Raw genomic sequence first — 22,907 nt, forward strand, 5'->3', positions numbered from 1 at the left:
TTAATTTTAACTCTTTTGAATGCTTCGGAATTGGCATAGAGCACACCTCATAAGTTTTAAAAGTCTAACTTATGGGGTGCAGTTCAGGACGGGAGAGGGACACCTTCGGGTGTGCTGGAGTCGAAACCAGTCCGCGAACCCTCTTCCGTTCTGCCACCATAATTCTAATGTCTGGCAGAACTCCCAATAAAAAGGAGTTGGCTTTGCACATCCATTATTTCTTGGCGGCCCTTGCCATAAGCTATAACGACACAACATAAACATTTAAAGCCGTTTGATCGCCGTAAGGTTTTCAGGCTTTAAATTATTTCGTCTTAAAACTTAATCAACAATAAAACTTGAGATGTGCCAAGCACAGTCTTACGGGCTTTGCTGTGCCTTTTTTCTCCCAAAAAAGTATCTCATTTAGAAACAACAATAATTTTATAACGGTAAAAATATGCCAAATTTAGTTCTCTCAACACGTGCTATTCAAGTTATCAATAAATCGATTGATTTATTTCACCACCACGGCTTTCATACGGTTGGAATCGACCGAATCGTGAAAGAGTGTGAAGTGACCAAAGCAACTTTTTATAACTTCTTTCATTCTAAAGAGCGGTTTATTGAAATCTGTCTAATTGTGCAAAAAGAACGTTTAAAAGAAAAAGTGGTTTCAATTGTTGGGTACGATCAAGGCACAAGCGTGAAGGATAAACTCAAGAAACTTTATTTGTTACACGCCGATGTAGAGGGGATGTACTACCTTTTATTTAAAGCCATTTTTGAAACGAAACTGACCTATCCAAAAGCCTATATCACCGCGGTGAGATATCGCACATGGCTAATTAATGAAATCTATAGCCAGCTTATAAAACTCAAAACAGATGCTACCTTTCAGGATGCCAAGCTATTTTTATATATGATTGAAGGTGCAATTATTCAGCTTATAAGCTCAGATGTGGCAATCGAGCAGGAGAGAGTGCTTGAGTGTTTTTTGCTGGGGTTCGGGTAAAGGAGTATGGACTCTAAGTTTGTTGATAAGAGTTAGATGAAGATATATCAATCGTGAAGCAAATTTAAATATACAAAGATTTGCTTATTAAACTAAGTCTGAACGAGGCTGCTGTTCTAATAACTGAGATATATTATTTTCAAGCCAATCCGTTAAATCAAAAAGTCTATCGGAAGCTTCTCGGCCAAAGTCTGTTAATTGATAATCTACTCGAGGGGGCACTTCGGCATAGTCCTGACGAAAGATAAAGCCATCTTGCTCGAGTAACTTTAAGGTTTGTGCCAGCATTTTTTCACTAATTCCATCAATTAATTTTTTTAATTCATTAAAGCGCAAACGCTGATCACGTAATGCAACTAAAATTAAAACGCTCCAACGGCTTGTTAGTGTTAACAATATTTTTCTAGATGGACAATTTGCTGCAAAAACCAGACCTTTCATTGCTCATTACCTGCATTACAAAAGTTTACATTTAATGCTGAACTTACTTTTAGGTAAGTACTTACTTTTAGTAAGTGAAGATACTACGATGATTGAAATATTTCAATTACATCAGATGGAGATCATCATGCGTATTGCAGTTACTGGTGCAACAGGTCAACTTGGTCAATTCGTTATTTCTCAATTACTTGAACGGACCGAAGCAAAAAATATTGTGGCATTAGTCCGTAATCCAGAAAAAGCTTTAGATTTAAGTTCAAAAGGGGTAGAAGTTCTTCCTTTTGATTATGTTAATGAGGTAGAAAAACTTTCAGAGCAACTGCAAGGTATTGATAAGCTTTTATTAATTTCATCAAATGAAATTGGTCAACGCACAGTACAACACCAAAATATTATTAATGCAGCAAAACTCGCGCATGTAAAATTTATTGCTTACACAAGTTTATTAAAAGCAGATGTAACACCGCTTTTACTTGCACAAGAACATGTTGAAACTGAACAATATTTAAAAGCATCGAATATTCCCTACACGTTATTACGCAATAACTGGTACAACGAAAATTATGCAATGGGTCTTAAACAAGCAGTTGAGCATGGCAAAATTTTTGGGGCAACTCATCACGGTAAAGTTTCTTCTGCTTCACGTCTAGACTATGCAACAGCGGCTGCTGTGGTATTAACGCAAGATGGGCATGAAAATAAGATTTATGAGCTGGCAGGTGATACAAGTTACACGCTTGATGATGTGGCAAAATGGACAAGTGAAATCACTAAAAAAGATATAACTTATCAAGATTTACCCGAAGAAGAATATAAAGCATTCTTAGTGCAGGTTGGTGTACCAGAAGGGTTTGCTCATATATTGGCAGATTCGGATGAAGGCGTGTCTAAAGACGGTTTATATAGTGATAGCAAAGATCTGCATCAGCTCATTGGCCGCGCAACGACAAGTATGCAAGAAACTGTGAAAGAGTTTTTAAAATAATCTGTTTTTCTATCGCTTAGATTGTCATTAAATTTTAACTTGATATTTAACAATAGTAATTTTAGAATCCGCCCAACTAATTTTTAGGAGCTTCAATGTGAGTACTTGCTCGAGTGACAGTAGTCGATCGGTAATAGTCTAAGTATCCACTGAAGTCCTGACAGACCTCTTTTTGTGGATGCAAGAAGAGGTTTTTTTATTTCCATCTTTTCATTTCTATTATTAACCCATGATCTAATCATGTTGGGTTGCAGTACTTGCATGTGCTCCATGACTTATGGGAGTGATGCCAGTGTTATTTACTTTAAAGAAACGCTCACTTATTTCTAGTTTCTGTTTATTCGCATTATCTAATGCAAGCTATAGTGGACGACCTATGGTTGTTGACGATGCCGCTCTTGTTTCTCCAAAAACTTGTCAGCTAGAAACATGGGCACAGCATAACTCTGACAGCAAAGAATATTGGGCAACACCAGCCTGTAATTTTGGTGGCAATTTTGAATTTGCTGTAGGGATGGGGAGAGTAAATGATGATACTGAGCATGTCAGTTATGCAACTCTACAAGGTAAGACCTTATTAAAGCCTTTAGAAACGAATGATTGGGGAATCGGCTTTTCTTTTGGCACTCAAATCAATACTAAGGATTCTTCAAAGAAAGATTGGACGTTTAATGTTCCTTTAAGTCTTTCTACTTTGGATGATAAATTTTTAATCCATGCCAATATGGGATGGTTACGTGAAAATACCACACATAAAAATCAAACCACGTGGGGAATTGGAACCGAAACACAACTTGCTAACCCATTAACGTTCACTGCCGAAATATATGGTAATGACCGAAATGATGCCTTTTATCAAACAGGTTTTCGATACATTGTCTATAAAGATTTTGTTCAATTAAACGCAAGTTATGGCAACCAAATTTCTCATCATGATAATGCTTTTTTCTCTGTCGGATTTGTGCTTCTAACAAAGCCATTTTTACCTTAATGACTTAGAAATATCTTAATAAAGTATTTAAAAAAAGTGCTCTTTTAAACAGGAAAGGGCATAAACAAAGAAATTTAAAAAGGTGAGCATATATTTCATTCAAAGAAATTTTCTCTCTCTTCTTTTGATTTCATCTAAAACATAAAGTAAAGTGCGTTCACAAGATATTAAATAAAATGAATGGCTTGTTATGAATATTATAAAAGGTACTAATTTTTGGAGATTACTTTCTATTATATTAGGTTTTATTATTTTTCTAGGATTGTATTATTTTTTTATTGTATATCCTAAGGATACAGAGCAAGCCAGAATAAGATTTTCAGAAGAAGTCATGGCTTCTTTTTTTTGGATGGACTTATCTGATGAAGTGGAAATAAATAGTATTATTTTAAAAGAAGGGCTAGAGTTAAACTCCATTAATGATGAGATATACATTAACGATTTGAATGGATTAAGCTCATTTTATGTTTGGAATGGTGAACATAAAGAAATGAAAGATGTCTTAAATAAATATTCTGAGTATTCATATTTTGGTAATAAGGGCATTCGAGGATTATGCTTAAAGCTTATGTTTGTACAACAATATAATCAAAAAATTCAGCAGAAAAATTATTCTTCACCAAGGCTATTGGCATCAAAAAAAATTAATAAACGTAATCTGGAAACTATCTCTCCATGGTTAAATGATATGAAGGCTTTTGATGAGTTTTATAAAGCTAAACACATGATTCCAAATTGTAAAATATAGATATGGCTTCTAAAAAATTTCTTTCTACAATTGTGCGGAAAAGTAAAGAAAATAGAGGAAATATAGCTATATGTTCCATTCTTTTTATTATTCCTTTATTTGTATTTCCTGCTTATCCAAAAAATGAATGGCAGTACGAGCTATATCAATACATCACACAAACTATGCATGTGACTGTTGGTACGAAAGGGCCATTACCGTTTTTTACGATTCTTTATAGCATTTACATAACCATAGTCATGTTCTTTGTGGGTTGTGTTATCTCATATTTTTTTATTAAAAAATATGGAATTAATAAAGCATATCAAGAAGAAATTTATAAATTCTTTTTTAAAGCCGAGTTTGAATCTTCAAAAAAATACCCTTGGTTAGAAAAGCCTCTAATTAAAAAGACTTTAGTCTCAAGTACATTTGCTGGTTGTTTTGTTATGGGAATTTTTCACTTTATTGAGGATGATATTACTCAGCAAAGGCCTAGACGTAGAGGTGGACTCATATCATTCTGTTATAACTATAGAGTCGGGGTTATGTTTTGGGAAATCATAAGTACTGTCTTTAGTATTTTTCCTATTTTTTATTTTGGTCTTTTATTCTTATACATCATTAATTATTTTTTTCGCCGGTTAGGTACAGGTAAGGTGGTTATTCCTTTAGAAGTGCCAAGCAAAAAACGAAAGAGAACTAGGAAGGTCTGATATTTTCCCTTTTAATTGATTAAACACATTTCACGTAATATATCAATAAATGTGACAGAATCTAACTTTTTAAAGCCTGTAAATACGACTATCCTAACTGGACTTGAGCACATCCTTTTGAAGTGTTCGTCTTTTGGTTAGATTTTTAGGTATTTAAAAAATGAATAAAATGCACGTAACTTTAGCGGTCATTATTGGTTTAATTGTTGGCGGTGTAGTAGGTGCTCTTGGTTACTCTAAAACTGCTGCACGTTATGACGCAATGACGACAGCATGTGTCATGGTAAACCAAGCAGTTGAACATGGCATCTTGAAACCAGAACAAGTGAAAGAGCTTGGTGAGCTCACAGGCCAAAGCCTTAAAAAAGATTATGAGTCAGTTGCCTCTAAATTTAAATTCTCTGAAAAGCAATTAGGTAATGCATCTGAAGGTTCTAATTGTAGTCAGTTTATTGTTGGGGTAAATGCCGCACAATAACCATTTAGAAGCCCACAGTAAGTGGGCTTTTTTATGATGTTTAGTTAGGGCAACTACAATATTAACTGAACATACCATTTATAGACTGCTATAATAATGATCAATTCAAAATCTGAAATATAAGCTTGCCTAAAGGCAGGCTTTTAATATGTGTAATTAAGTCTGCTAGGAAATATGAAACGCTATTTAAAACAAACTGAATCGGCTACGACTAATTGGACAACAGAGCAAGACTGCTTCTTGATCGAAAATAATTCTCTCTCAATTTACGAGCTCATCGAACATTTACCTTTTTCTGAAGAAGAAATACGAGTGCGTCGAGCTGTTTTAGGGCTGGTAAGACGAGATAAGCAAATGAAAATATATTAATTTTACCAAATGGTAAAAATAATATGAAAATAAATGTTTCTAATTATCTCTATTCAACCATGCATTTTTGCGGATGAGTTATCAAAACCTTAATTTTTTTAAGAGTTTTTATGGTGCAATTTACATAAAGCACTAACTACTTACAAACCACTCTAATAAGGCTACCTTTAATTACACTACTTTAAGCATAATCAAAGACAGAAAACATTCATAGATCAGAACTTTATAACAATAGTACGGAGAGAGGTTAATGCCAAAGTATCTAGCTGTAGCCGAAAAGGTTTATAAAAATATAAAAAAAGATAGCTTATTCACTGATGACATTACTCAGAACCTTAACTGTTTAATTAGTCAGATTCGAAAAGCCATCAAAGGAACTGAGTTTAAGCTCAAGTTCAACTATATCGACTTTGAAGAAAACTTAACGAAACCGTTAAGTGAATGCAAAGTTCAAATTGATTTGAGTGTTATGCCGAAGTTCGCAAATGAAGGTGAGTATCTTCTTTGGTTAGCTGGTTTTATTGAGCGAATCACAGAAGGGGGAAAACCTAAATTACCACCAATTTCTCATTTTTTGCCACCAGGTTTTAAGATGTCGAAAGATGCGTTTCCTGTGACTGTTGCTCCTGTAAAAGAAGAGCATGCAGACATGATTATCAATTATTTTAAATCTGAGGATTTTATTAAAACTAATAAAACTCCTTCATAAAAGAATATAGAAGTGAACGTCCACCTTGCTTCTATATACTGCTGGTTTTAAAGTTCAGCGACCGCCTTCTGGGGCGGTTTTTTTTACTCAAAAATAAAGACTGAGTTAACTTTTCTTTTTGAGTAAAGGCATATTTTTGAGAATGTTAAATGTATATAAATATACTCAAGATTAACTAATTTTTATAGATAACAATATTTTAGCTGTATTCTTTAATAAAGAGAAATATACACTTTTCACACAACCAACATGCCAAGTAACGCAATTAAACATTTAGCTGTTCATAATCTTTAAAAAAAGAGAGATGAATGATATGAATGAAAATGCAGAGCTTATAAAATATATAGACGTTGCTGAAAACGTCTATGAACGGGTCTATGAAAATAACCAAGTTTCCAATAATTTGATTGTTAACCTTAACCGCATCATGGCGGAAATCAAAAAACAGGCCCAAGAAAAAGACCTAAAGTTAAAATATAACTCGATCGACTTTGAATATTGCTTGAGTTTGCCTTTAGCAGATAGAGATATAAAAATTGACCTTAGTTTAATGCCTCACTTTGAACATCGTGATGAATGCATTTTATGGCTAACCAACTTTATTGGAAAAATTAGTGTGCCTAAAAAGATGACCAGACAAAAGCTAAGTTTTCATTAAAGTTTTTATATTTAAAGCGATATAAGTCATTACTAAAAAACTAACCGCATCTGTGCTTAAACAGTTATGCTTTATTACAGATCGATATTTCATAATTAGAAAATGACAGAGCGCTTTAAAATGAAAACGTTTGTATTAACCTTTGCTGTTTTAGCTTCACTATCTACCTATAGTCTAGCCAATGACTCTACGGGTTACGTGGGTACAGGTGGGATTCAATATCTTAAAAACTCACAGATTGCCATGCAAAGTGAAGATCTATTCATCAGTAAAAAACTGATTAAGGTCGACTACCTCTATAAAAACTTAAGCAATAAAGACGTAACGGAAACGATCTTATTTCCGTTACCACGCATTGATAATTTTTTTGAGTCTGATTTTGCTCACACCGAACAGCTTTTAAAAAGTTTTAAAATTGTGGTGGATGGTAAAAATATAAAACCGGAGATGCATGTCAGAACCTTTATTCAAAAAGATGAAAAATCGCCACTGATTGATGCAACAGATGAGTTTAAGCAATGTGGTTTTAGTGAACAAGACATGCTAAATCCATGGACTCGTACTAACTATGATTATGAATATTATGTAGATAAGCTAAAACAATGTAATAAGCCGCAAATACAGAAAATTTTAGCCAAATTTAAAAAAGATGATGTGATTCCGTGGTCATCTCAAGTGATCTATAGTTGGAAGCAGACCTTTAAAGCAAATGGTTTGACTAAGATTCATCATGAATACAAACCTTTGGTCGGTGGCGCTGTAGCTCTCTATCCAGATGAATATAACCAGCAATTTTGTATGGATAAACAATTTAAGCAGGGCTTAAAAAAAGCCAGTGCAGAAAATTCGCCGTTTAGTGCTTTGGGCTATATTTTGACGACGGGTGCAAATTGGGTAAAACCAATTGAAAACTTTAAGCTCACCATTGAGCGCGATAAAGACGAACTGGTTTCATTTTGTTGGGATGGGCCAGTTAAAAAAATTAGTCCAACTCAATTCCAAATGACCAAGACTAAGTTTGTACCCAAAAAAGACCTAGATATTATTTTTGTGAGAATTCGATAATTTGATACCAGCTTCTGGTTTGACCAACAAATTGCCTCAATATTGATTGTGTGTCATGAGCTAAACATGGCACACAATAAGCAAAAAGATGCTCTATGTTGCTGCATGTAGGATTGTTGACGTAATGATTAATTAGAGCAGTTTCTTTTTAATCCAATAATCTAAACTGAAATAACGGCCGCCCCCAAGAACAAGCAGTGCGAGTAGCATGACTAAATACGTAACGGCAAACTCAACTCCATTATTTAAAATTACAAACGAACCACTAGACGTGAGCCAGTCGTAATTGCCGTAGGTTTGTAATATTTCACGAGCTTTCTCTAACTTTTCAGCCGAGGCCAAGACCTGCATGTTTGCAAAGGGCGCATTCGGATCAGCAATCGCTTGCCATCCATTTGGTAGATGGACTGTGAATATAGCAACTAACATCGTAATAATCAGTGGGATGCTAATTAAGCGAGTAAAGAGACCAAATGTTAATAGTATTGCCCCCGCGAGTTCAGTTGTTGTTGCAAGCAGGGCCATTAGATATGGAAAGGGAAGTCCTAAACCTCCATCTGAGTTGCCAAACCATTCTACAATATCATTGAAGTGCATTAATTTATTTGTGCCGGCCATCCAAAATATAGGAACTAAATATAATCGAAGAGCCAGAGCTGCGATGCCGTCCGCATGTTGTAGAGTTTTACCCAGTTTTTGATAATATTGAGATAAGCCATAAATAAAATTCTTCATGATAATTTCACATCCGATGCGATTGAATATTAATTAGTCGGATAAAGACTGTATTTCTTACATAAAAAAATTTTTTATTTACGGTGTAATAAAAAAGGATTTGGTCCGTCTAACTATACGTACAAATGTACAAACCGAGAATTTTATCTTTAAAGGAATACTAAAATGAACAAACTCAACTCAATGACTTCAGTGGCGGCATTATTAGCACTTTCAGTTGCTGGCGCTACACAAGTGGCGGTAGCAGCAACCCATACAACAACCGAAGCACATGCAACCAAAGCAGCAGATGGAAAATGCGGTGAAGCAAAATGCGGTGCTAACAAAATGAAAAACCACGAAAAGTCTGCCGAAGCAAAATGTGGTGCAGATAAAAAAGCAGCGGACGGCAAGTGCGGTGCAGATAAAAAAGTCGCTGACGGTAAGTGCGGCGCTAAGTAAACAATCTGATCATGGATGATGTCGGCCTTCTGGTAAGTGTCGGCATCGTTTCCAAAAGGAGAAATCACCATGATGGATTTGTCAGGCGTAGGGCTGGGTTTAAGGCGTGATTTTATAGACTCGTTTTTAGATGCAAAAACATGTCCAGATTTTATCGAAGTTGCTCCTGAAAACTGGCTAGGTTTTGGTGGACGACACGCGAAATTACTCGCACAGTGTGTTGAAAAAGCTCCATTAATTTGTCACGGCTTGTCATTGTCTATTGGCGGTCCTCATCCACTGAATCTTGAATTTATCGAAAAAATAAAAAGCTTTTTAGAACAATATGATGTCTCGATTTATTCTGAACATTTAAGTTATACAAATGATGGCGGCTATTTATATGATTTGTTGCCCATTCCTATGACTGAACCGGCTGTTAAATATGTCGCTGAACGTATTTTACGTGTTCAAGATATTTTAGGAAGACGATTAGTCATAGAGAATGTTTCTACTTATTTAATGCCCAATGCTGAAATGAGTGAAGCGGAGTTTATACGTGAAGTCCTTCAATATGCAGACTGTGATTTGCTTCTGGATGTAAATAATGTCTATGTCAACAGCATTAATCATGGCAGTGATGCATTTGGGTTTATTCGGGACATGCCAAAAGAGAGAATCCGTTATTTACATATTGCTGGACATGAACAAGTTCAAAAAAATTTATTAATTGATACGCATGGCGCAGAAGTTTGTGATCGTGTATGGGAACTATTGAGATATACCTATCAAGTGTGTGGTGTGAAAGCAACTTTACTTGAGCGCGACTTTAATATTCCATCATGGCAAGAATTAGAAAGGGAGCTAGCCAAAATCAAAATAATTCAACAACAGGAGAGTGGCTATGAAGGAAAATCAAATATCCTTCCAAACCATGCAACAACAGTTTTGTGACTGGATTAGAGATCCTAATTTGGAATTACCTCAAGCTCTTCCTGCAGAACGAATGCATATTTATCGAGACTTACTTTTTAATAATGTCTGTTCATTTATTGATTTAGTTTATCCCGTGGCTCGCGCGATGTTGCCAGAGTTAAAGTGGCAAGAATTACTCTCGGAGTTTTTTCAAAAAGCTCAGTGTCGCTCGCCTTTGTATAATGATATTTCTCTGGAATTTAGAGAATATTTATCAAATCAGCAGCACCCGATATTGCAAGAATATCCTTGGTTGGCTGAGTTGTTACAGTTTGAATGGCTTGAGTTGTATTTAGACACTGTTGAAATTGAAAAAATAGTTTTGCAGGAAAACGGTGATTGGCAATTAACCACAAAGGTATGGGTATTGGTTTATCAATATCCCGTTTATACGTGGACAACTTTAATGACTCCAGAACAAGTCGAGCCTATGCCTGGAGCAATTATGGTTTGGCGAGATGAACAAGACAAAGTATGTATTGAACAGCTTTCGCCTTTGTTTGCTATGGTGATTGAACAGTTGACTCAAAATGTAAAGTTAACTGACCAAGATATTCATACACTCATTCAATCTGTACTCACTGATTTGTCTGAACATGATATTTATCTGCAAATTCAAGAACTAAAAGCAATGTTAACTCGAGTGCGATTGATTCAAGTTCCCCATGATTTTAAAGAGGTATAAGGATGACTTCAGCCGTGGCATCAGATCATGAAGAAATAGGGGATCAACTGAATAATCCAGCCTTTTTACAAGACTTAAGACAGCAAATGATAAAATTTGCCTTTTTACAGCTTTCTTCGCTTCCTCAAGCTGAAGATGTGGTGCAAGAGGCATTAACGAGTGCTTTCCAGCATTTAGATTCATTTAAAGGACGTGCTGCGTTTAAAACATGGGTGTTCGCGATTTTAAAAAATAAAATTATTGATGTGATTCGGCAAAAGTCACGTTTGGTCGCAATGACAGAATTATTTAAAGATGAGGAAAGTGAACTGAGTATTGATGCACTGTTTGATGCTTCTGGACATTGGCACAAATATGAAGCGCCTCAAGCGTGGCAAAGCCCTGAAGAGATGACGGAGCAGGCAGATTTCTGGATAATTTTTGAAGCTTGTTTAAATCATTTACCTGCCAAATATGCTCAAGTTTTTATGATGAGAGAGGTGATAGAGCTGAGTTCTAATGAGATTTGTAGCAAGTTGGAATTATCTATCTCAAACTTTAATGTGTTGATGTATCGGAGTCGTACCCGACTACGTGAATGTTTAGAAAATAAATGGTTATTGAAGGAGGATTGTTCATGCTGACATGTCGACAAGCCACCCAACTGTTGTCTGAAAAGCAAGATAGACCATTGTTATTACGTGAGCAAAGTGGTTTACAACTGCATTTATTGGCGTGCCGCTCATGCCGCCGTTATTCAAAACAGATCAAAACAATTAGTCAGCTTTCTAAAGCATTTAAAAATTTGGATGGCTAATTTTATTTAAAAATTTATTTATTGCTAGCCTAATCACGCTAACAACTCCCATACTATAAAAGTAAAGGAGTTTTTTAAGACAGGATGACACGTGAATTTAAAGAATCTTGAAGCATTTTATTGGGTTGTGACTTTAAAGAGCTTCAATAAGGCCGCGACTAAATTACAAACCACCCAGCCTGCGGTCTCTCAAAAAATCACATCTCTTGAAAATGAATTAGGCTTTAAAGTTTTAGATCGAAGTTATCGGCAGCTTAAACCAACACACAAAGGTTTAACTTTATTTAAGTACGCCGAAAAATTTATGCGACTAGAGACCGATCTGGTGGCTGAACTGACTGAAAATCAGCACCTGACTGGCACCATTCGTTTGGGAGTTTCCGAAACTATTGTTTATACATGGTTGGTTGAATATATCGAAAAGGTTCAGCAAGAGTTCCCCAAAATTTCAGTAGAAATTGTAGTGGACCTTACGCCTAACTTACAAGAAGGTGTTCGGACAGGTGACTTAGACATGGCTTTTTTACTTGGGCCAACTTTAGCTTTTGAGTGTATTGAACAAGCTTTGTGTGACTTTGAACTAAGTTTCTTGGCCTCACCTTCATTTAAAGGTGGTGTTGCTCAAATGTCTTTTAAAACTTTAATGTCGCATACCATTTTAACTTATCCAAAAATTACCTATCCCTATAAAGAATTGAAAGCACGAATGAAAGAGCAAGGGATTGATGAACCACTTTCAATTACCAGTTATTCATTGGCAACTTTACTGCGTTTAGCCGAGCAGGGCTTGGGTATTGCTGTGGTGCCGACCTTAACGGCGTTAAAAGAAATTACTGATGGGCGACTAGAAATATTAAATACGCCTATTCAATTAAAAACGTTCCATTTCACCTCGATTTACATTCAAGGAAACGATGTGGCCTTAAAAGAGAAATTGACCGAAGTTGCAGTTAAGGTCTCTGAATGTGCTATGAAAAGGCTCAATGAGCAAATTAAAAAATAAGCTGTTTTTGAGTGTCTTTTATCCCATTTTTTATTATTTAAAAAAAGCTGTTTTGTATGTAAAACCATAAAAGCAGCTTATTAACTTCAATAAGTAAAGCTTATCCTGATTTTCTAATAACTAATAAATTATTTAAAATCAATTATTTAAATTTTTAACTTAATGTAAAAAGTCTTATTGTCCGTAGGGATTAGCTATGTTTTTATTTTAGACACAAGATTTGATCACCGATTGTGTTGATTGGGGAACAGGAAATCTTTGTCATTTTAAAGGATTAAAGAATATCGTTTGGGACAAAAAATGGTGTTCTTGGTTCAACTTGAAAATAGCGTTGTTAAGCTCAAATGGATGAGGAACGCATTAATATGTCTTTACTGAAATCTTCTTTTTTATCAGATCGCCAATGGGCCATTGTGGCCTCGATCTTTATGATGGCGACCTCTGCAATGGGGCCCGGATTTTTAACCCAAACTGCTGTATTTACAGTCAAGTTAGGCGCGGCATTTGGTTTTGCCATTTTAGTTTCCATTTTGATTGATTATGTTGTTCAACAAAATATTTGGCGAGTGGTCACACTTACTCAAATGCGTGCATCTGATATTGCCAATAAAGCATTGCCAGGTAGTGGTTATTTGCTGGCATTTTTGGTGATTTTAGGCGGGTTTTTCTTTAGTGTCGGTAACATTGCCGGTGCAGCTTTAGGTTTAAATGCGCTTTTTGGCCTAGACACAAAGTGGGGCGGTATTTTAAGTGGTGCATTAGCCATTTTGATTTTTGCCTCTAGAAAAGCAACGCTTGCCATGGATAAAAGCATGATCGTGTTGGGATTGCTTAAAATCCTCCTGATTATTATCGTTGCTGTTATTGTAATGCCTCCTGTTGGGCAAGCTGTACATCAAACCTTTGCTCCAGATCAGATCGACTTTGCCATTATTACCACCATTGTTGGCGGTACGGTTGGTGGCTATATCTGCTACGCGGGTGCCCATCGTTTACTCGATAAAGGAGCTGTTGGCCCTGAAAATATTGATGAAGTTGCTAAAGCGGCGACCAAGGGCATTGTTGTAGTCGGCATCATGCGCTATGTGTTGTTCTTGGCTTTTTTAGGTGTGGTGGTAAGCGGTGCAACCATTGATTTAGCCAGCCATGATGCCAATCCAGCAGCTCAAGCATTCCAATATGCAGCGGGTACTTTTGGTTTTAAATTATTCGGCTTAATTTTCTGGGCAGCAGGGATTAGTAGCACCATTGGCGCAGCATATACTTCAGTGTCATTCTTTACTGCGTTTAAAAAGAACTTAACACCAAAACAAACCAACTATACGACCATTACTTTTATCGCATTGGCTTTATTACTCTATGTGTTATTGGGTGCAACTCCAGCAGGACTACTCATTTTTGTGGGTGGTTTTAACGGATTGGTGTTGCCAATTGGCCTTACAATTTTTGTGTATGTTGCCGCGTGCCGTAAAGATTTGATGGGTAATTATAACTATCCAAAATGGTTGCTTATTTTGGGTGGATTAACATGTCTGTTAACGTGGTGGATGGGCTACATGTCGTTTACGACTGTGTTTAACTATTTGACCAAGCTTTAAGCCAGACTGTGTGAAGTGATAAAGGAATAATGCCATGTTTGTAGATTTAAATAGTGATTTGGGTGAAAGCTTTGGCTCATGGAAAATGGGTAATGATGACCAGATTTTACCTGTCGTGACCAGTGCCAATATTGCTTGTGGCTTTCATGCGGGCGACCCACTCGGCATTTTAAAAACGGTTCGTAAAGCCGTTGAGCTTGGCGTGACCATTGGCGCTCACGTGTCTTACCCAGACCTTGTAGGCTTTGGCCGCCGTAATATGGATTTGTCACGTGACGAATTGATTGCCGATGTGCTTTACCAAATTTCTGCACTCGATGGCTTGGCTAAAGTAGCAGGTTCAAAAGTGCAATACGTTAAACCACATGGCGCACTTTATAACACCATTGCCCATGATCAAGCTCAAGCAGCAGCCGTGATTGATGCGATTAAAATGTATAACCCTGAACTGGTCTTAGTGGCTTTGGCTGGGTCGAACTTAGTCGAGCAAGCACGTGCGGCTGGTTTAAAAGTTGTATCAGAAGCATTTGCTGACCGTGCATATAACAGCGATGGTTCATTGGTGTCTCGCCGTCTAGAAGGTGCGGTTTTACACGACTCGGCATTTGTAGCAAGCCGCGTGGTGTCTATGCTTAATAATGGTGGGGTTGAGTCAATTGACGGTGTATTTACCCCAATTCAAGCCGACACTATTTGCTTACATGGCGACACCGACGGTGCGCTAGAGATGTCGGCTGCCATTAAGGCCGAGCTTGTAAAAAACAATATTGAAATCCGCCCGTTTGTAAATAAAGCATAAGGATGAGCACCATGTATAAGGATATTAAAGTCGACCCAGCTCAACTTGAAGCCGCTTTAGATGCGCGTTTAAAAATCCGTGCAGGTTTTGATAAACCAACGGCAGGCATGGCTGCGGGTATGACGCAGGTCAACATGATTTCGGTGCCAAAAGAGTGGGCGTATGACTTTTTACTCTATGCACACCGTAACCCGCAAAGCTGTCCAGTGCTCGATGTACTCGAAGAGGGCATTTATACAACTAAGCTTGCCGCAGACTCAGACATCCGCACTGATTTTCCGCGTTATCGCATTTGGAAAGATGGCGAAATGGTTGATGAAGTAACCGATGCAAGAGAGATTTATAACGCTCATCCTGATTTGGTGACTTTCTTAATTGGCTGTAGTTTTTCGTTTGAAACCGCTTTGCAAGAAGCGGGTATTGAAGTTCGCCATATTCATGACGATACCAATGTGCCGATGTATTTGAGCAATATAAAGTGCCAACCAGCAGGGCGTATTTCAGGAAACATGGTGGTTTCCATGCGACCAATTCCATCGCATCAAATTAGTGAAGCGGTAAAAATTACTGCACGTATGCCAAGTGTACATGGTGCGCCTGTACATATTGGTCACCCTGAAAGCTTAGGAATTTTGGATGTAAATAAGCCCGACTTTGGCGATGCTTCTCGTATTGAAGCAGGTGAAATTCCAGTATTTTGGGCGTGTGGCGTAACACCGCAAGCGGCTGTCATGAACTCGAAAATTCCTTTTGCGATTAGTCATGCACCGGGTCACATGTTTATTACCGACATTCCTGACCGTGCTTGGATTGGCTAACTGGACTAAAGAAGAATTAAAAGGATAAGCAAATGCGTTTTTTATCGGTAAACGCCGATTGTTTTCTAATTGAGCTTGCGAGCTTAGAGGAAACTTTGGCGTTGTACAATAAATTGCAAAATACGCAATTGAATGGAATTAAAGACTTAGTCCCCGCTGCAAAAACAATTTTGGTTTTCTTTAACGAGATCGAAACCAACTTTAAAACGCTGGTTGCTTCAATTCAGAGCCTCAAAATTGATTCTGGATTTGAGCGTAGCGGCCAAGAAGTGATTATGCCGATTCGTTACGATGGCGAAGACCTTGCTCAGGTTGCCGAGTTACAAGGGCTGTCTGTGGCTGATGTGATTAGAAAACATCACCAAAGCGTGTGGAATGTGGCTTTTATTGGTTTTGCGCCGGGCTTTGCGTATATGAGCAGCCCCGATAAGCCTTTTACCGATATTCCACGCTTAACGGTTCCTCGTAAAAAAATACCGTCAGGCTCTTTGGGCTTGGCTGGAAAATACTCTGGTATTTACCCAAAAGACAGTCCGGGTGGTTGGCAGCTGATCGGGACAACATCAGAAAAAATGTGGGATTTAAAGCGTAAAAATCCTGTATTGCTGTTACCGGGTATGACCGTACATTTTGAAGATGTGACGCATAATCCAACTACTGTGACTGTACCACGGCAAATTACGCCTAAGGTTGAGCCGAAACAATCGGTGCCACTGTTTAAGATCACTGCGCCAAGTTTACAAATGCTCATTCAAGATGAAGGGCGCTTAAACCAGACCAATATTGGTGTTGGTGTAGCGGGTGCAATGGACTTGTCTGCCATGCACAGTGCTAACTGTATTGTCGGGAACCCAACCGACACACCTGTCATTGAAGTTTTAAATGGCGGTCTAAAAGCCAAAATGCAACATGCGGGTGTTATTGCGGTGGCTGGGGCCATCTCAACCATTCGTGTGAAATTTGCCGATGGGCAAACCGCAGACTTTGCAAGCTATCAACCGATTGATTTGGATGAAGGCGATGAATTTCAAATTCAGCCACCAACAGCAGGTTTAAGAAACTATTTGTCCGTTCGAGGTGGTATAGACGTTGAACCAGTACTGGGTAGTGCTTCGTTTGACAGCTTGGCGGTGTTAGGTCCAGAACCTTTAAAACTTGGAGATACCATTTATCAAGGGCAAGTAAAGGCAACCAATATTAGCGTAAATGAAGTAGGTAAAACCGATATGCCACAAGCTGGCGAAGTGGTTGAGCTAGATATTGTGATGGGACCGCGTACAGACTGGTTTGAACAAGACAGTATTGAACTGCTATGTCAGCAAGAATGGCTGGTGACCAATGAAAGCAACCGAGTCGGGCTAAGACTTTCAGGTGCACATTCTTTAACTCGCAAAATTACCCATGAACTGGAAAGTGAAGGCACTTGCATTGGTGCTTTACAGATTCCACCGAGTGGCCAACCCGTTTTGTTTATGAATGATCACCCTTTAACGGGCGGATATCCGGTCATTGCCTCTGTTGCTAAACACCATTGGGATTTGGTGGCACAGATTCCGGCAGGTTGCCGCATCAAATTTAAAAAAATTGCTGAATTTACAGATTTTGAGAATGAAAGATGAATACAGAAAAATTATTGATTGCTAACCGTGGTGAAATTGCCGTTCGTATTATTCATGCCTGCCGTGACATGGGAATTTCATCGGTCGCATTATATGCAGATGACGATATTGGCAGCATGCATGTCGAACTTGCAGATGAAGCATGGGGCTTGGCTGGTGCAACTGCTAGCGAGACTTACCTAAATATTCCTGCGATTATTGAAGTTGCAAAGAAATCGAAAGCGACTATGGTGCATCCGGGTTACGGCTTTTTATCTGAACGTGCTGAGTTTGCTCAAGCCGTGATTGATGCAGGCTTAAAATGGGTCGGGCCATCACCAAGTGCGATTGAAAAACTAGGCGATAAAATCGAAGCACGTAAAATTGCAGCTTCGGTTGGTGCGCCCTTGGTTCAGGGTACGCAAGACCCACTCAATAATGCAGATGAAGCTTTAGAGTTTGCCAAACAATATGGTTTACCAATTGCAATTAAAGCCGCATTCGGTGGCGGTGGGCGTGGCTTAAAAGTCGCGTGGAAACTCGAAGAAGTGAAAGAGCTTTATGAGTCGGCAGTACGAGAGGCAAAAGCTGCTTTTGGTCGTGGTGAATGTTTTGTCGAGCAATATCTTGATAAACCGCGCCATGTAGAAGCGCAGGTGATAGCAGACCAACATGGCAACATTGTGGTGCTTGGCACACGTGATTGTTCGTTGCAACGCCGTAACCAAAAATTAGTCGAAGAAGCGCCCGCACCATTTATTAGCGATGAGATTTACCAGCAAATTTTAACCTCAGCAAAAAATATTTGTCAGGCTGCAAACTATGTGGGTGTGGGTACAGTTGAATATTTACTGAGTCGTGACGGCAAGCTTTCCTTTTTAGAAGTAAACACACGTTTGCAAGTTGAGCACCCAGTGACTGAAGAAACTTCAAAAGTCGATTTGGTGGTGGAACAAATTCGCGTGGCACAGGGCCATGAGCTTTCTATTAAAGAAACACCGAAAGCACAAGGTCATGCCATTGAGTTTCGTATTAATGCTGAAGACCCAGCACGTGGGTTTATTCCGGCCTTTGGTGTGTTGAGTTTGTTTGAAGCTCCGTTTGGTAACGGGGTACGAGTCGACACTGGCGTTCGCACTGGTTCATTAGTTTCTAGTCACTTTGACTCCCTAATGGCAAAACTGATTGTGACGGGTCCAACCCGAGAAGTTGCAATTGCTCGCGCTAAACGTGCTTTAAAGCAATTTAAAATTGAAGGCGTGGCTTCGGTTTTAGACTTTCACCGTGCGGTACTTAATGAACCTGACTTTACAGATGAATTTAATGTACATACGCGTTGGATCGAAAACGACTTTAAACAAGAGTTAAAGCCAACCAAACGTGGCATTCCAAACCATCAACAACCCATGCTACTCAGCTACATTGAAATTGATGGCAAGTTACACCGTTTAGGTTTACCTGCGGGTATGTTTGCACAAGGCCCAGCAACGGCAGCCCAAGCACAAACAGCCGAGCCAGAAGTGAGTGCCGAGCATTTAGTTGCCCCAATTAATGGTGTGATTAGCGCTTGGAAAGTCGAAAATGGGGAGCAAGTGACAGAAGGTCAAGTAGTCGCCATTATGGAAGCCATGAAAATGGAAGTGCAGGTACTGGCACATCGCAGTGGTGTTATCCAGATTGGTGCAGAGAAGGGCGCGACCTGCCATGCAGAAACTGTGATTGCGAGTATTAATTAAGTTTTGAATAAATGATTTGGCTCACTTAAGCATTAATTTAATTGGGTCAAATCGAATGCTTATTTATTCACTCAGTTTGTTATTTTTCACAGTACTCGTTAACCATTTTTAGCTTGAAAATCAGCACTAATTGTGAGATATTTATCACAGTTTAGTGATGTGAAAATTAATCACTGTATTGAAAGCTCGCTTATGCGGGCTTTAATTTTTAGCCCAGTTTAAGCATTTCTCACTTAATGAGCTGGCAGCATAAAAATAATTTGAGAATTTGGCACTCACTCAAAGGCGAATTGAAGAAAGCGAATGAAAATTCTACCTTCATCTGAATATGATCAAATTCTAAAATACAGTGTCTATTGGCTCGTCATCTCAATTGTGATTGGAGTCGTCGCGGGGTTGGCCTCGACTTTAATTTTTGTGGCTTTTGATATTTCAAACAAAGTTAGAAGCCTGCATCACTGGCTCATCTACTTTTTGCCTTTTGTGGGTTTTGGTATTGGCTATCTCATTAAAAAATATGGATCACCAATTGAACGCGGAACTCATTTACTCATAGATGAAATTCACCAGCCTAAGTCGTTTATTCCAAAACGAATGAGCCCCATCATTTTTATTACTTCAATTTTAACGCAACTGTTCGGTGGTTCGGCAGGGCGTGAGGCACCAGCAGTCCAGCTTTCAGGTGCCTTAATTGATCACTTGAGCCATATATTAAAAATCTCGGAAGATAACCGAAAAATCTGTTTAATCGCCAGTATTGGTGCAGGCTTTGCAGGGGTGTTTGGCTTGCCTCTAGCGGGTGCAATCTATGGTTTAGAAATTACTGCTTTAGGTAATTTAAGATACTCAGCTATTTTTCCATGTTTTGTGTCGGCTCTGATTGCATCGGCTATCCCTGAGCTATTTGATATTGTTCATCCGCATATTTTTTATGTGATTAGTGAGTTTCCAGCCATTCATTTTGGCACGCTCATGAACTTAATTGTGGCAGGTCTGATCTTTGGTTTAGTCGCACGTTTCTTTATTGCTGCCATTCATTTTGCGAGTGACGTCTTTTATAAATATGTGCGTTATTTGCCATTAAGAACGATGGCGGGTGGTATTGTCATTATGCTACTTACGTTGTTCACTGCGCATCAGCAATACAACGGTTTGGGTACAGATAAAATCATTTCATCTTTTTATGTACCGATTGAGTTTTACGACTTTTTTAATAAGACTATTTTTACAGCCATCACTTTAGGTTCAGGCTTTAAAGGTGGTGAAATTACGCCACTCTTTTATGTAGGTGCGACATTAGGTAATGCTTTAGGAGCGGTTTTAAATCTGCCAATTTCATTGCTTGCTGGCTTAGGTTTGGTCAGTCTGTTTTCAGGGGCGAGTAAGGCACCCTTAACATCTATTATTTTAGCTGTTGAGCTATTTGGAATGAATGTTGCGACTTACGCCATTATTACTTGTTTGTTGGCAGCGCTATTTTCTGGAAATTGTGGGTTATATCGCCGTAAAAAGTTGATGGATTGATTAAGCCTTTCTAAGGAGTTGAGTGGTTTTAGGTTGCTTAACTCCTATTAAATCTTCTTTTTTTAATAATGATAAAAATTGGCCTAGTAAGTGAAATACTTCTAAAAATATGAAAAGAATTGAATTTATATCTTTATAAAAGAAGATGGAAATTAATTTTAATGAACAACTATTGTTTCCTAAATATTTAAACCACAGGTATACATTAATAAAAATTAAAAATATTTAAAAAATTTCCAAAATGTTTCAATTATGAATTTTTTATGACATTTATTGTTGATTGTGAATGTTTCATGTAGTTTTTGTTTGATTTTTTATCCATTTGGTAAATTAAAAATAACATTTTATGCAAAACAAAATTTTTTTTACTCACGCTTTTTTTCTTTTGTATGGGTTAGCTACACATGCTTATGCTATCGATGATATTTCTTTACCAGATCGTATACGTCAGGAACAACGTTTAAAAGAGCTTAATCAACAATTAGAAGAGCAAATCACTCAGCTTGCACCTAAACCTGTCACTACCCAATTGCAGGATTTTAAAACTATAGTCGTTTCGGAAGAGCCATGCGTTAAGGTCAAGAATATTGATTTTGATAGAAAGACGTTACAGGACCCTGAACACTATAAATTTCACTTTATGCTTCGGACAATTTGGAATCATCCGCAGAAGATTATTGGCAAGTGTATTGGTACACAAAGCTTACATAACCTCGTTAATTTCGCCCAAAATGAGTTGATTAAAAAGGGTTTTATTACCAGTCAGGTTACTGTTGATCCTCAAGATATTCAGCAAGGCTCTTTACGGCTTGGTGTACAGATTGGGCGTTTACGTAAGATCATCGTAGAAGGTGAGCAACTCTCCTTATTACAACTTAAAGCAGCTTTACCATTTAAAAAAGGCGATGTCCTTAATCTACAACAACTTGATCAGGGTCTCGAAAACTTAAAACGAGCTTATACGGTAGATATACAAATTGTGCCGTCAAATGAGTCTGTTCAGGAAGCTAAAGGGTATAGTGATCTGATTATTAAGTTACAGCCACAATCAAAAATCAATTTAAATTTTGGTCTGGATAATTCAGGGAGTAAAGATACAGGTCGTTATATAGGTAGTCTGGGACTCAATATTAATAATCCATTCTATTTAAATGATTCTCTTTCTTTTAATTTTAGTCATTCATTAGACAACTTACATCGAGACTTAAATAAAAACTATTTTGTAAGTTATCAGGTTCCATTAGGAAACTATGATTTCAGTACAAGCTATAGCCGTTATCAATATGAGCAAAATGTATTAGGTGCAAATGGTGTATTGCGTTATCACGGCTTAAGTCAGCAGGAGAATCTTAATTTATCTCGAGTGCTTAGCCGGAGTGGTCAACATAAAACCAGTCTCTATGGCAAGTTTTACCATAAGCAAAATTCAAACTTTATTGATGATATTGAAATCGAAGTTCAACGTAGAAAAACGTCAGGTTGGAATGCGGGGATACAACATCGGCAATATTTGGGTGATGCTGTATTAGATGCGGGTTTGGATTATCGGCACGGTACCGGTGCCTTTGATGCATTGTTAGCACCAGAAGAACAAATTAAGGACATTGATAAAAATCCATTACCGTCAGAAGGGTATTCACGTGCACCGATATGGAGTGCCGATTTACGTTTTCAAATGCCATTTTTGCTTTTAGATACCCCTGCTCAATACCGTTTGAACTGGCGTGGACAATATGCTCCACGAGTTTTAGTACCTAATGATCGTTTTTATATCGGTGGTCGTTATAGCGTTCGAGGTTTTGATGGTGAACTGATGCTATCAGGCGATAACGGACAGTATTTACAACAGGAAATCAGCGTAAATACAAAAATTCCAAATACACAAATGTATGTTGCCGTAGATCAGGGCTGGGTTAACGGTAAGAACAGTATTGCTGGGCAGCGCCATCTAATGGGGAGTGTCGTAGGTCTACGAAGTTATCTGAACCATTTTTATATTGATGCCTTTACAGGGCGAGGCCTAATCGCTCCGCAGAGTATAAAAAAAGACTGGATATTTGGATTTAGTCTAAATGCTTTTTATTAAG

General features: G+C 37.9%; 25 protein-coding genes. 23 read left to right on the plus strand and 2 right to left on the minus strand.

What is annotated here, in order from left to right:
- Positions 1-439 precede the first annotated feature (439 nt).
- Positions 440-994, plus strand: a complete 555-nt coding sequence (locus tag ACTJJH_RS17880; RefSeq protein WP_017481457.1) for a TetR/AcrR family transcriptional regulator — start codon at positions 440-442, stop codon at positions 992-994.
- A gap of 87 nt (positions 995-1,081) precedes the next feature.
- Here the strand turns inward: ACTJJH_RS17880 and ACTJJH_RS17885 are convergent, their stop codons facing one another.
- The gene (locus ACTJJH_RS17885; protein ID WP_017481458.1) at positions 1,082-1,435 is read right to left on the minus strand and encodes a winged helix-turn-helix transcriptional regulator; all 354 of its coding nucleotides are present in this window, start codon (positions 1,433-1,435) and stop codon (positions 1,082-1,084) included.
- Positions 1,436-1,562: 127 nt separating this feature from the next.
- Between ACTJJH_RS17885 and ACTJJH_RS17890 the strand changes: the two genes are divergently transcribed.
- The 9 genes from ACTJJH_RS17890 (at position 1,563) to ACTJJH_RS17930 (ending at position 8,133) form a co-directional block, all read left to right on the plus strand.
- Positions 1,563-2,420 (plus strand): SDR family oxidoreductase, encoded by an 858-nt coding sequence (locus tag ACTJJH_RS17890; RefSeq protein WP_213033918.1) that lies wholly within the window; start codon positions 1,563-1,565, stop codon positions 2,418-2,420.
- A gap of 286 nt (positions 2,421-2,706) precedes the next feature.
- Positions 2,707-3,411: a hypothetical protein gene (locus tag ACTJJH_RS17895; RefSeq protein ID WP_063098507.1), complete on the plus strand. Its 705-nt coding sequence runs from the start codon at positions 2,707-2,709 to the stop codon at positions 3,409-3,411.
- A gap of 190 nt (positions 3,412-3,601) precedes the next feature.
- The gene (locus ACTJJH_RS17900; RefSeq protein ID WP_284091084.1) at positions 3,602-4,159 is read left to right on the plus strand and encodes a hypothetical protein; all 558 of its coding nucleotides are present in this window, start codon (positions 3,602-3,604) and stop codon (positions 4,157-4,159) included.
- A 2-nt stretch (positions 4,160-4,161) separates the two neighbouring features.
- On the plus strand, positions 4,162-4,854 hold the full coding sequence (locus ACTJJH_RS17905) for a hypothetical protein (protein WP_440601537.1): 693 nt from the start codon (positions 4,162-4,164) through the stop codon (positions 4,852-4,854).
- A gap of 160 nt (positions 4,855-5,014) precedes the next feature.
- Positions 5,015-5,332, plus strand: a complete 318-nt coding sequence (locus tag ACTJJH_RS17910) for a hypothetical protein (RefSeq protein WP_057069453.1) — start codon at positions 5,015-5,017, stop codon at positions 5,330-5,332.
- A gap of 174 nt (positions 5,333-5,506) precedes the next feature.
- The gene (locus ACTJJH_RS17915; protein WP_017403055.1) at positions 5,507-5,701 is read left to right on the plus strand and encodes a hypothetical protein; all 195 of its coding nucleotides are present in this window, start codon (positions 5,507-5,509) and stop codon (positions 5,699-5,701) included.
- Between the two features lie 250 nt (positions 5,702-5,951).
- Positions 5,952-6,410 carry a hypothetical protein gene (locus tag ACTJJH_RS17920; RefSeq protein ID WP_005303898.1) on the plus strand — a complete coding sequence of 153 codons (459 nt, stop codon included), beginning with the start codon at positions 5,952-5,954 and terminating at the stop codon, positions 6,408-6,410.
- A 313-nt stretch (positions 6,411-6,723) separates the two neighbouring features.
- Positions 6,724-7,068 (plus strand): hypothetical protein, encoded by a 345-nt coding sequence (locus ACTJJH_RS17925; RefSeq protein ID WP_322976803.1) that lies wholly within the window; start codon positions 6,724-6,726, stop codon positions 7,066-7,068.
- A gap of 120 nt (positions 7,069-7,188) precedes the next feature.
- Positions 7,189-8,133, plus strand: coding sequence for a DUF4424 family protein (locus ACTJJH_RS17930; protein WP_440601538.1), 945 nt, complete (start codon positions 7,189-7,191; stop codon positions 8,131-8,133).
- 132 nt (positions 8,134-8,265) lie between these two features.
- Here ACTJJH_RS17930 and ACTJJH_RS17935 read toward each other — a convergent pair whose 3' ends face one another.
- Positions 8,266-8,868, minus strand: coding sequence for an HvfX family Cu-binding RiPP maturation protein (locus ACTJJH_RS17935; RefSeq protein WP_440601539.1), 603 nt, complete (start codon positions 8,866-8,868; stop codon positions 8,266-8,268).
- A gap of 165 nt (positions 8,869-9,033) precedes the next feature.
- Here ACTJJH_RS17935 and ACTJJH_RS17940 point away from each other — a divergent pair, with 165 nt between their 5' ends.
- From ACTJJH_RS17940 to ACTJJH_RS18000, 13 genes are all read left to right on the plus strand, one after another.
- Positions 9,034-9,309, plus strand: a complete 276-nt coding sequence (locus tag ACTJJH_RS17940) for an HvfA family oxazolone/thioamide-modified RiPP metallophore (RefSeq protein WP_334378913.1) — start codon at positions 9,034-9,036, stop codon at positions 9,307-9,309.
- Positions 9,310-9,378: 69 nt separating this feature from the next.
- Positions 9,379-10,242: an HvfB family MNIO-type RiPP peptide maturase gene (locus ACTJJH_RS17945; protein ID WP_290014715.1), complete on the plus strand. Its 864-nt coding sequence runs from the start codon at positions 9,379-9,381 to the stop codon at positions 10,240-10,242.
- Positions 10,193-10,948 (plus strand): HvfC family RiPP maturation protein, encoded by a 756-nt coding sequence (locus tag ACTJJH_RS17950; protein ID WP_440601540.1) that lies wholly within the window; start codon positions 10,193-10,195, stop codon positions 10,946-10,948. Before ACTJJH_RS17945 ends, ACTJJH_RS17950 begins: the two co-directional genes overlap by 50 nt.
- Before the next feature lie 2 nt (positions 10,949-10,950).
- Positions 10,951-11,571 carry an RNA polymerase factor sigma-70 gene (locus tag ACTJJH_RS17955; protein WP_440601541.1) on the plus strand — a complete coding sequence of 207 codons (621 nt, stop codon included), beginning with the start codon at positions 10,951-10,953 and terminating at the stop codon, positions 11,569-11,571.
- Positions 11,565-11,744: a zf-HC2 domain-containing protein gene (locus ACTJJH_RS17960; protein WP_017400102.1), complete on the plus strand. Its 180-nt coding sequence runs from the start codon at positions 11,565-11,567 to the stop codon at positions 11,742-11,744. The genes ACTJJH_RS17955 and ACTJJH_RS17960 overlap by 7 nt, the downstream gene beginning before the upstream one ends.
- A gap of 91 nt (positions 11,745-11,835) precedes the next feature.
- A complete protein-coding gene (gene mumR, locus ACTJJH_RS17965) occupies positions 11,836-12,747 on the plus strand; it encodes a LysR family transcriptional regulator MumR (RefSeq protein WP_014206319.1) in 912 nt (303 codons plus the stop codon).
- Between the two features lie 344 nt (positions 12,748-13,091).
- Positions 13,092-14,345: an NRAMP family divalent metal transporter gene (locus ACTJJH_RS17970; RefSeq protein WP_014206320.1), complete on the plus strand. Its 1,254-nt coding sequence runs from the start codon at positions 13,092-13,094 to the stop codon at positions 14,343-14,345.
- A 34-nt stretch (positions 14,346-14,379) separates the two neighbouring features.
- Positions 14,380-15,144 (plus strand): LamB/YcsF family protein, encoded by a 765-nt coding sequence (locus ACTJJH_RS17975; protein WP_033850425.1) that lies wholly within the window; start codon positions 14,380-14,382, stop codon positions 15,142-15,144.
- 2 nt (positions 15,145-15,146) lie between these two features.
- Positions 15,147-15,962 carry a putative hydro-lyase gene (locus ACTJJH_RS17980; protein ID WP_440601542.1) on the plus strand — a complete coding sequence of 272 codons (816 nt, stop codon included), beginning with the start codon at positions 15,147-15,149 and terminating at the stop codon, positions 15,960-15,962.
- A gap of 32 nt (positions 15,963-15,994) precedes the next feature.
- Positions 15,995-17,581 (plus strand): 5-oxoprolinase/urea amidolyase family protein, encoded by a 1,587-nt coding sequence (locus ACTJJH_RS17985; RefSeq protein ID WP_440601543.1) that lies wholly within the window; start codon positions 15,995-15,997, stop codon positions 17,579-17,581.
- Entirely contained in the window at positions 17,578-19,296 is a 1,719-nt protein-coding gene (locus ACTJJH_RS17990; RefSeq protein ID WP_440601544.1) for an acetyl/propionyl/methylcrotonyl-CoA carboxylase subunit alpha, read from the plus strand. The genes ACTJJH_RS17985 and ACTJJH_RS17990 overlap by 4 nt, the downstream gene beginning before the upstream one ends.
- A 303-nt stretch (positions 19,297-19,599) precedes the next feature.
- Positions 19,600-20,820: a chloride channel protein gene (locus ACTJJH_RS17995; protein WP_032038307.1), complete on the plus strand. Its 1,221-nt coding sequence runs from the start codon at positions 19,600-19,602 to the stop codon at positions 20,818-20,820.
- Positions 20,821-21,166: 346 nt separating this feature from the next.
- Positions 21,167-22,906 carry a ShlB/FhaC/HecB family hemolysin secretion/activation protein gene (locus tag ACTJJH_RS18000; protein WP_032038305.1) on the plus strand — a complete coding sequence of 580 codons (1,740 nt, stop codon included), beginning with the start codon at positions 21,167-21,169 and terminating at the stop codon, positions 22,904-22,906.
- Position 22,907: the final 1 nt, after the last annotated feature.

The sequence above is a fragment of the Acinetobacter sp. 22301 genome (assembly GCF_052045285.1).
Taxonomy (GTDB): domain Bacteria; phylum Pseudomonadota; class Gammaproteobacteria; order Pseudomonadales; family Moraxellaceae; genus Acinetobacter; species Acinetobacter pittii.

What these genes read in the sequence shown, in the direction of transcription:
- ACTJJH_RS17880 (WP_017481457.1), top strand. Translation starts at nt 440, where the DNA reads ATGCCAAATTTAGTTCTCTCAACACGTGCTATTCAAGTTATCAATAAA.
- ACTJJH_RS17885 (WP_017481458.1), bottom strand. Translation starts at nt 1,435, where the DNA reads ATGAAAGGTCTGGTTTTTGCAGCAAATTGTCCATCTAGAAAAATATTG.
- ACTJJH_RS17890 (WP_213033918.1), top strand. Translation starts at nt 1,563, where the DNA reads ATGCGTATTGCAGTTACTGGTGCAACAGGTCAACTTGGTCAATTCGTT.
- ACTJJH_RS17895 (WP_063098507.1), top strand. Translation starts at nt 2,707, where the DNA reads ATGCCAGTGTTATTTACTTTAAAGAAACGCTCACTTATTTCTAGTTTC.
- ACTJJH_RS17900 (WP_284091084.1), top strand. Translation starts at nt 3,602, where the DNA reads ATGAATATTATAAAAGGTACTAATTTTTGGAGATTACTTTCTATTATA.
- ACTJJH_RS17905 (WP_440601537.1), top strand. Translation starts at nt 4,162, where the DNA reads ATGGCTTCTAAAAAATTTCTTTCTACAATTGTGCGGAAAAGTAAAGAA.
- ACTJJH_RS17910 (WP_057069453.1), top strand. Translation starts at nt 5,015, where the DNA reads ATGAATAAAATGCACGTAACTTTAGCGGTCATTATTGGTTTAATTGTT.
- ACTJJH_RS17915 (WP_017403055.1), top strand. Translation starts at nt 5,507, where the DNA reads ATGAAACGCTATTTAAAACAAACTGAATCGGCTACGACTAATTGGACA.
- ACTJJH_RS17920 (WP_005303898.1), top strand. Translation starts at nt 5,952, where the DNA reads ATGCCAAAGTATCTAGCTGTAGCCGAAAAGGTTTATAAAAATATAAAA.
- ACTJJH_RS17925 (WP_322976803.1), top strand. Translation starts at nt 6,724, where the DNA reads ATGAATGAAAATGCAGAGCTTATAAAATATATAGACGTTGCTGAAAAC.
- ACTJJH_RS17930 (WP_440601538.1), top strand. Translation starts at nt 7,189, where the DNA reads ATGAAAACGTTTGTATTAACCTTTGCTGTTTTAGCTTCACTATCTACC.
- ACTJJH_RS17935 (WP_440601539.1), bottom strand. Translation starts at nt 8,868, where the DNA reads ATGAAGAATTTTATTTATGGCTTATCTCAATATTATCAAAAACTGGGT.
- ACTJJH_RS17940 (WP_334378913.1), top strand. Translation starts at nt 9,034, where the DNA reads ATGAACAAACTCAACTCAATGACTTCAGTGGCGGCATTATTAGCACTT.
- ACTJJH_RS17945 (WP_290014715.1), top strand. Translation starts at nt 9,379, where the DNA reads ATGATGGATTTGTCAGGCGTAGGGCTGGGTTTAAGGCGTGATTTTATA.
- ACTJJH_RS17950 (WP_440601540.1), top strand. Translation starts at nt 10,193, where the DNA reads ATGAAGGAAAATCAAATATCCTTCCAAACCATGCAACAACAGTTTTGT.
- ACTJJH_RS17955 (WP_440601541.1), top strand. Translation starts at nt 10,951, where the DNA reads ATGACTTCAGCCGTGGCATCAGATCATGAAGAAATAGGGGATCAACTG.
- ACTJJH_RS17960 (WP_017400102.1), top strand. Translation starts at nt 11,565, where the DNA reads ATGCTGACATGTCGACAAGCCACCCAACTGTTGTCTGAAAAGCAAGAT.
- ACTJJH_RS17970 (WP_014206320.1), top strand. Translation starts at nt 13,092, where the DNA reads ATGGATGAGGAACGCATTAATATGTCTTTACTGAAATCTTCTTTTTTA.
- ACTJJH_RS17975 (WP_033850425.1), top strand. Translation starts at nt 14,380, where the DNA reads ATGTTTGTAGATTTAAATAGTGATTTGGGTGAAAGCTTTGGCTCATGG.
- ACTJJH_RS17980 (WP_440601542.1), top strand. Translation starts at nt 15,147, where the DNA reads ATGAGCACCATGTATAAGGATATTAAAGTCGACCCAGCTCAACTTGAA.
- ACTJJH_RS17985 (WP_440601543.1), top strand. Translation starts at nt 15,995, where the DNA reads ATGCGTTTTTTATCGGTAAACGCCGATTGTTTTCTAATTGAGCTTGCG.
- ACTJJH_RS17990 (WP_440601544.1), top strand. Translation starts at nt 17,578, where the DNA reads ATGAATACAGAAAAATTATTGATTGCTAACCGTGGTGAAATTGCCGTT.
- ACTJJH_RS17995 (WP_032038307.1), top strand. Translation starts at nt 19,600, where the DNA reads ATGAAAATTCTACCTTCATCTGAATATGATCAAATTCTAAAATACAGT.
- ACTJJH_RS18000 (WP_032038305.1), top strand. Translation starts at nt 21,167, where the DNA reads ATGCAAAACAAAATTTTTTTTACTCACGCTTTTTTTCTTTTGTATGGG.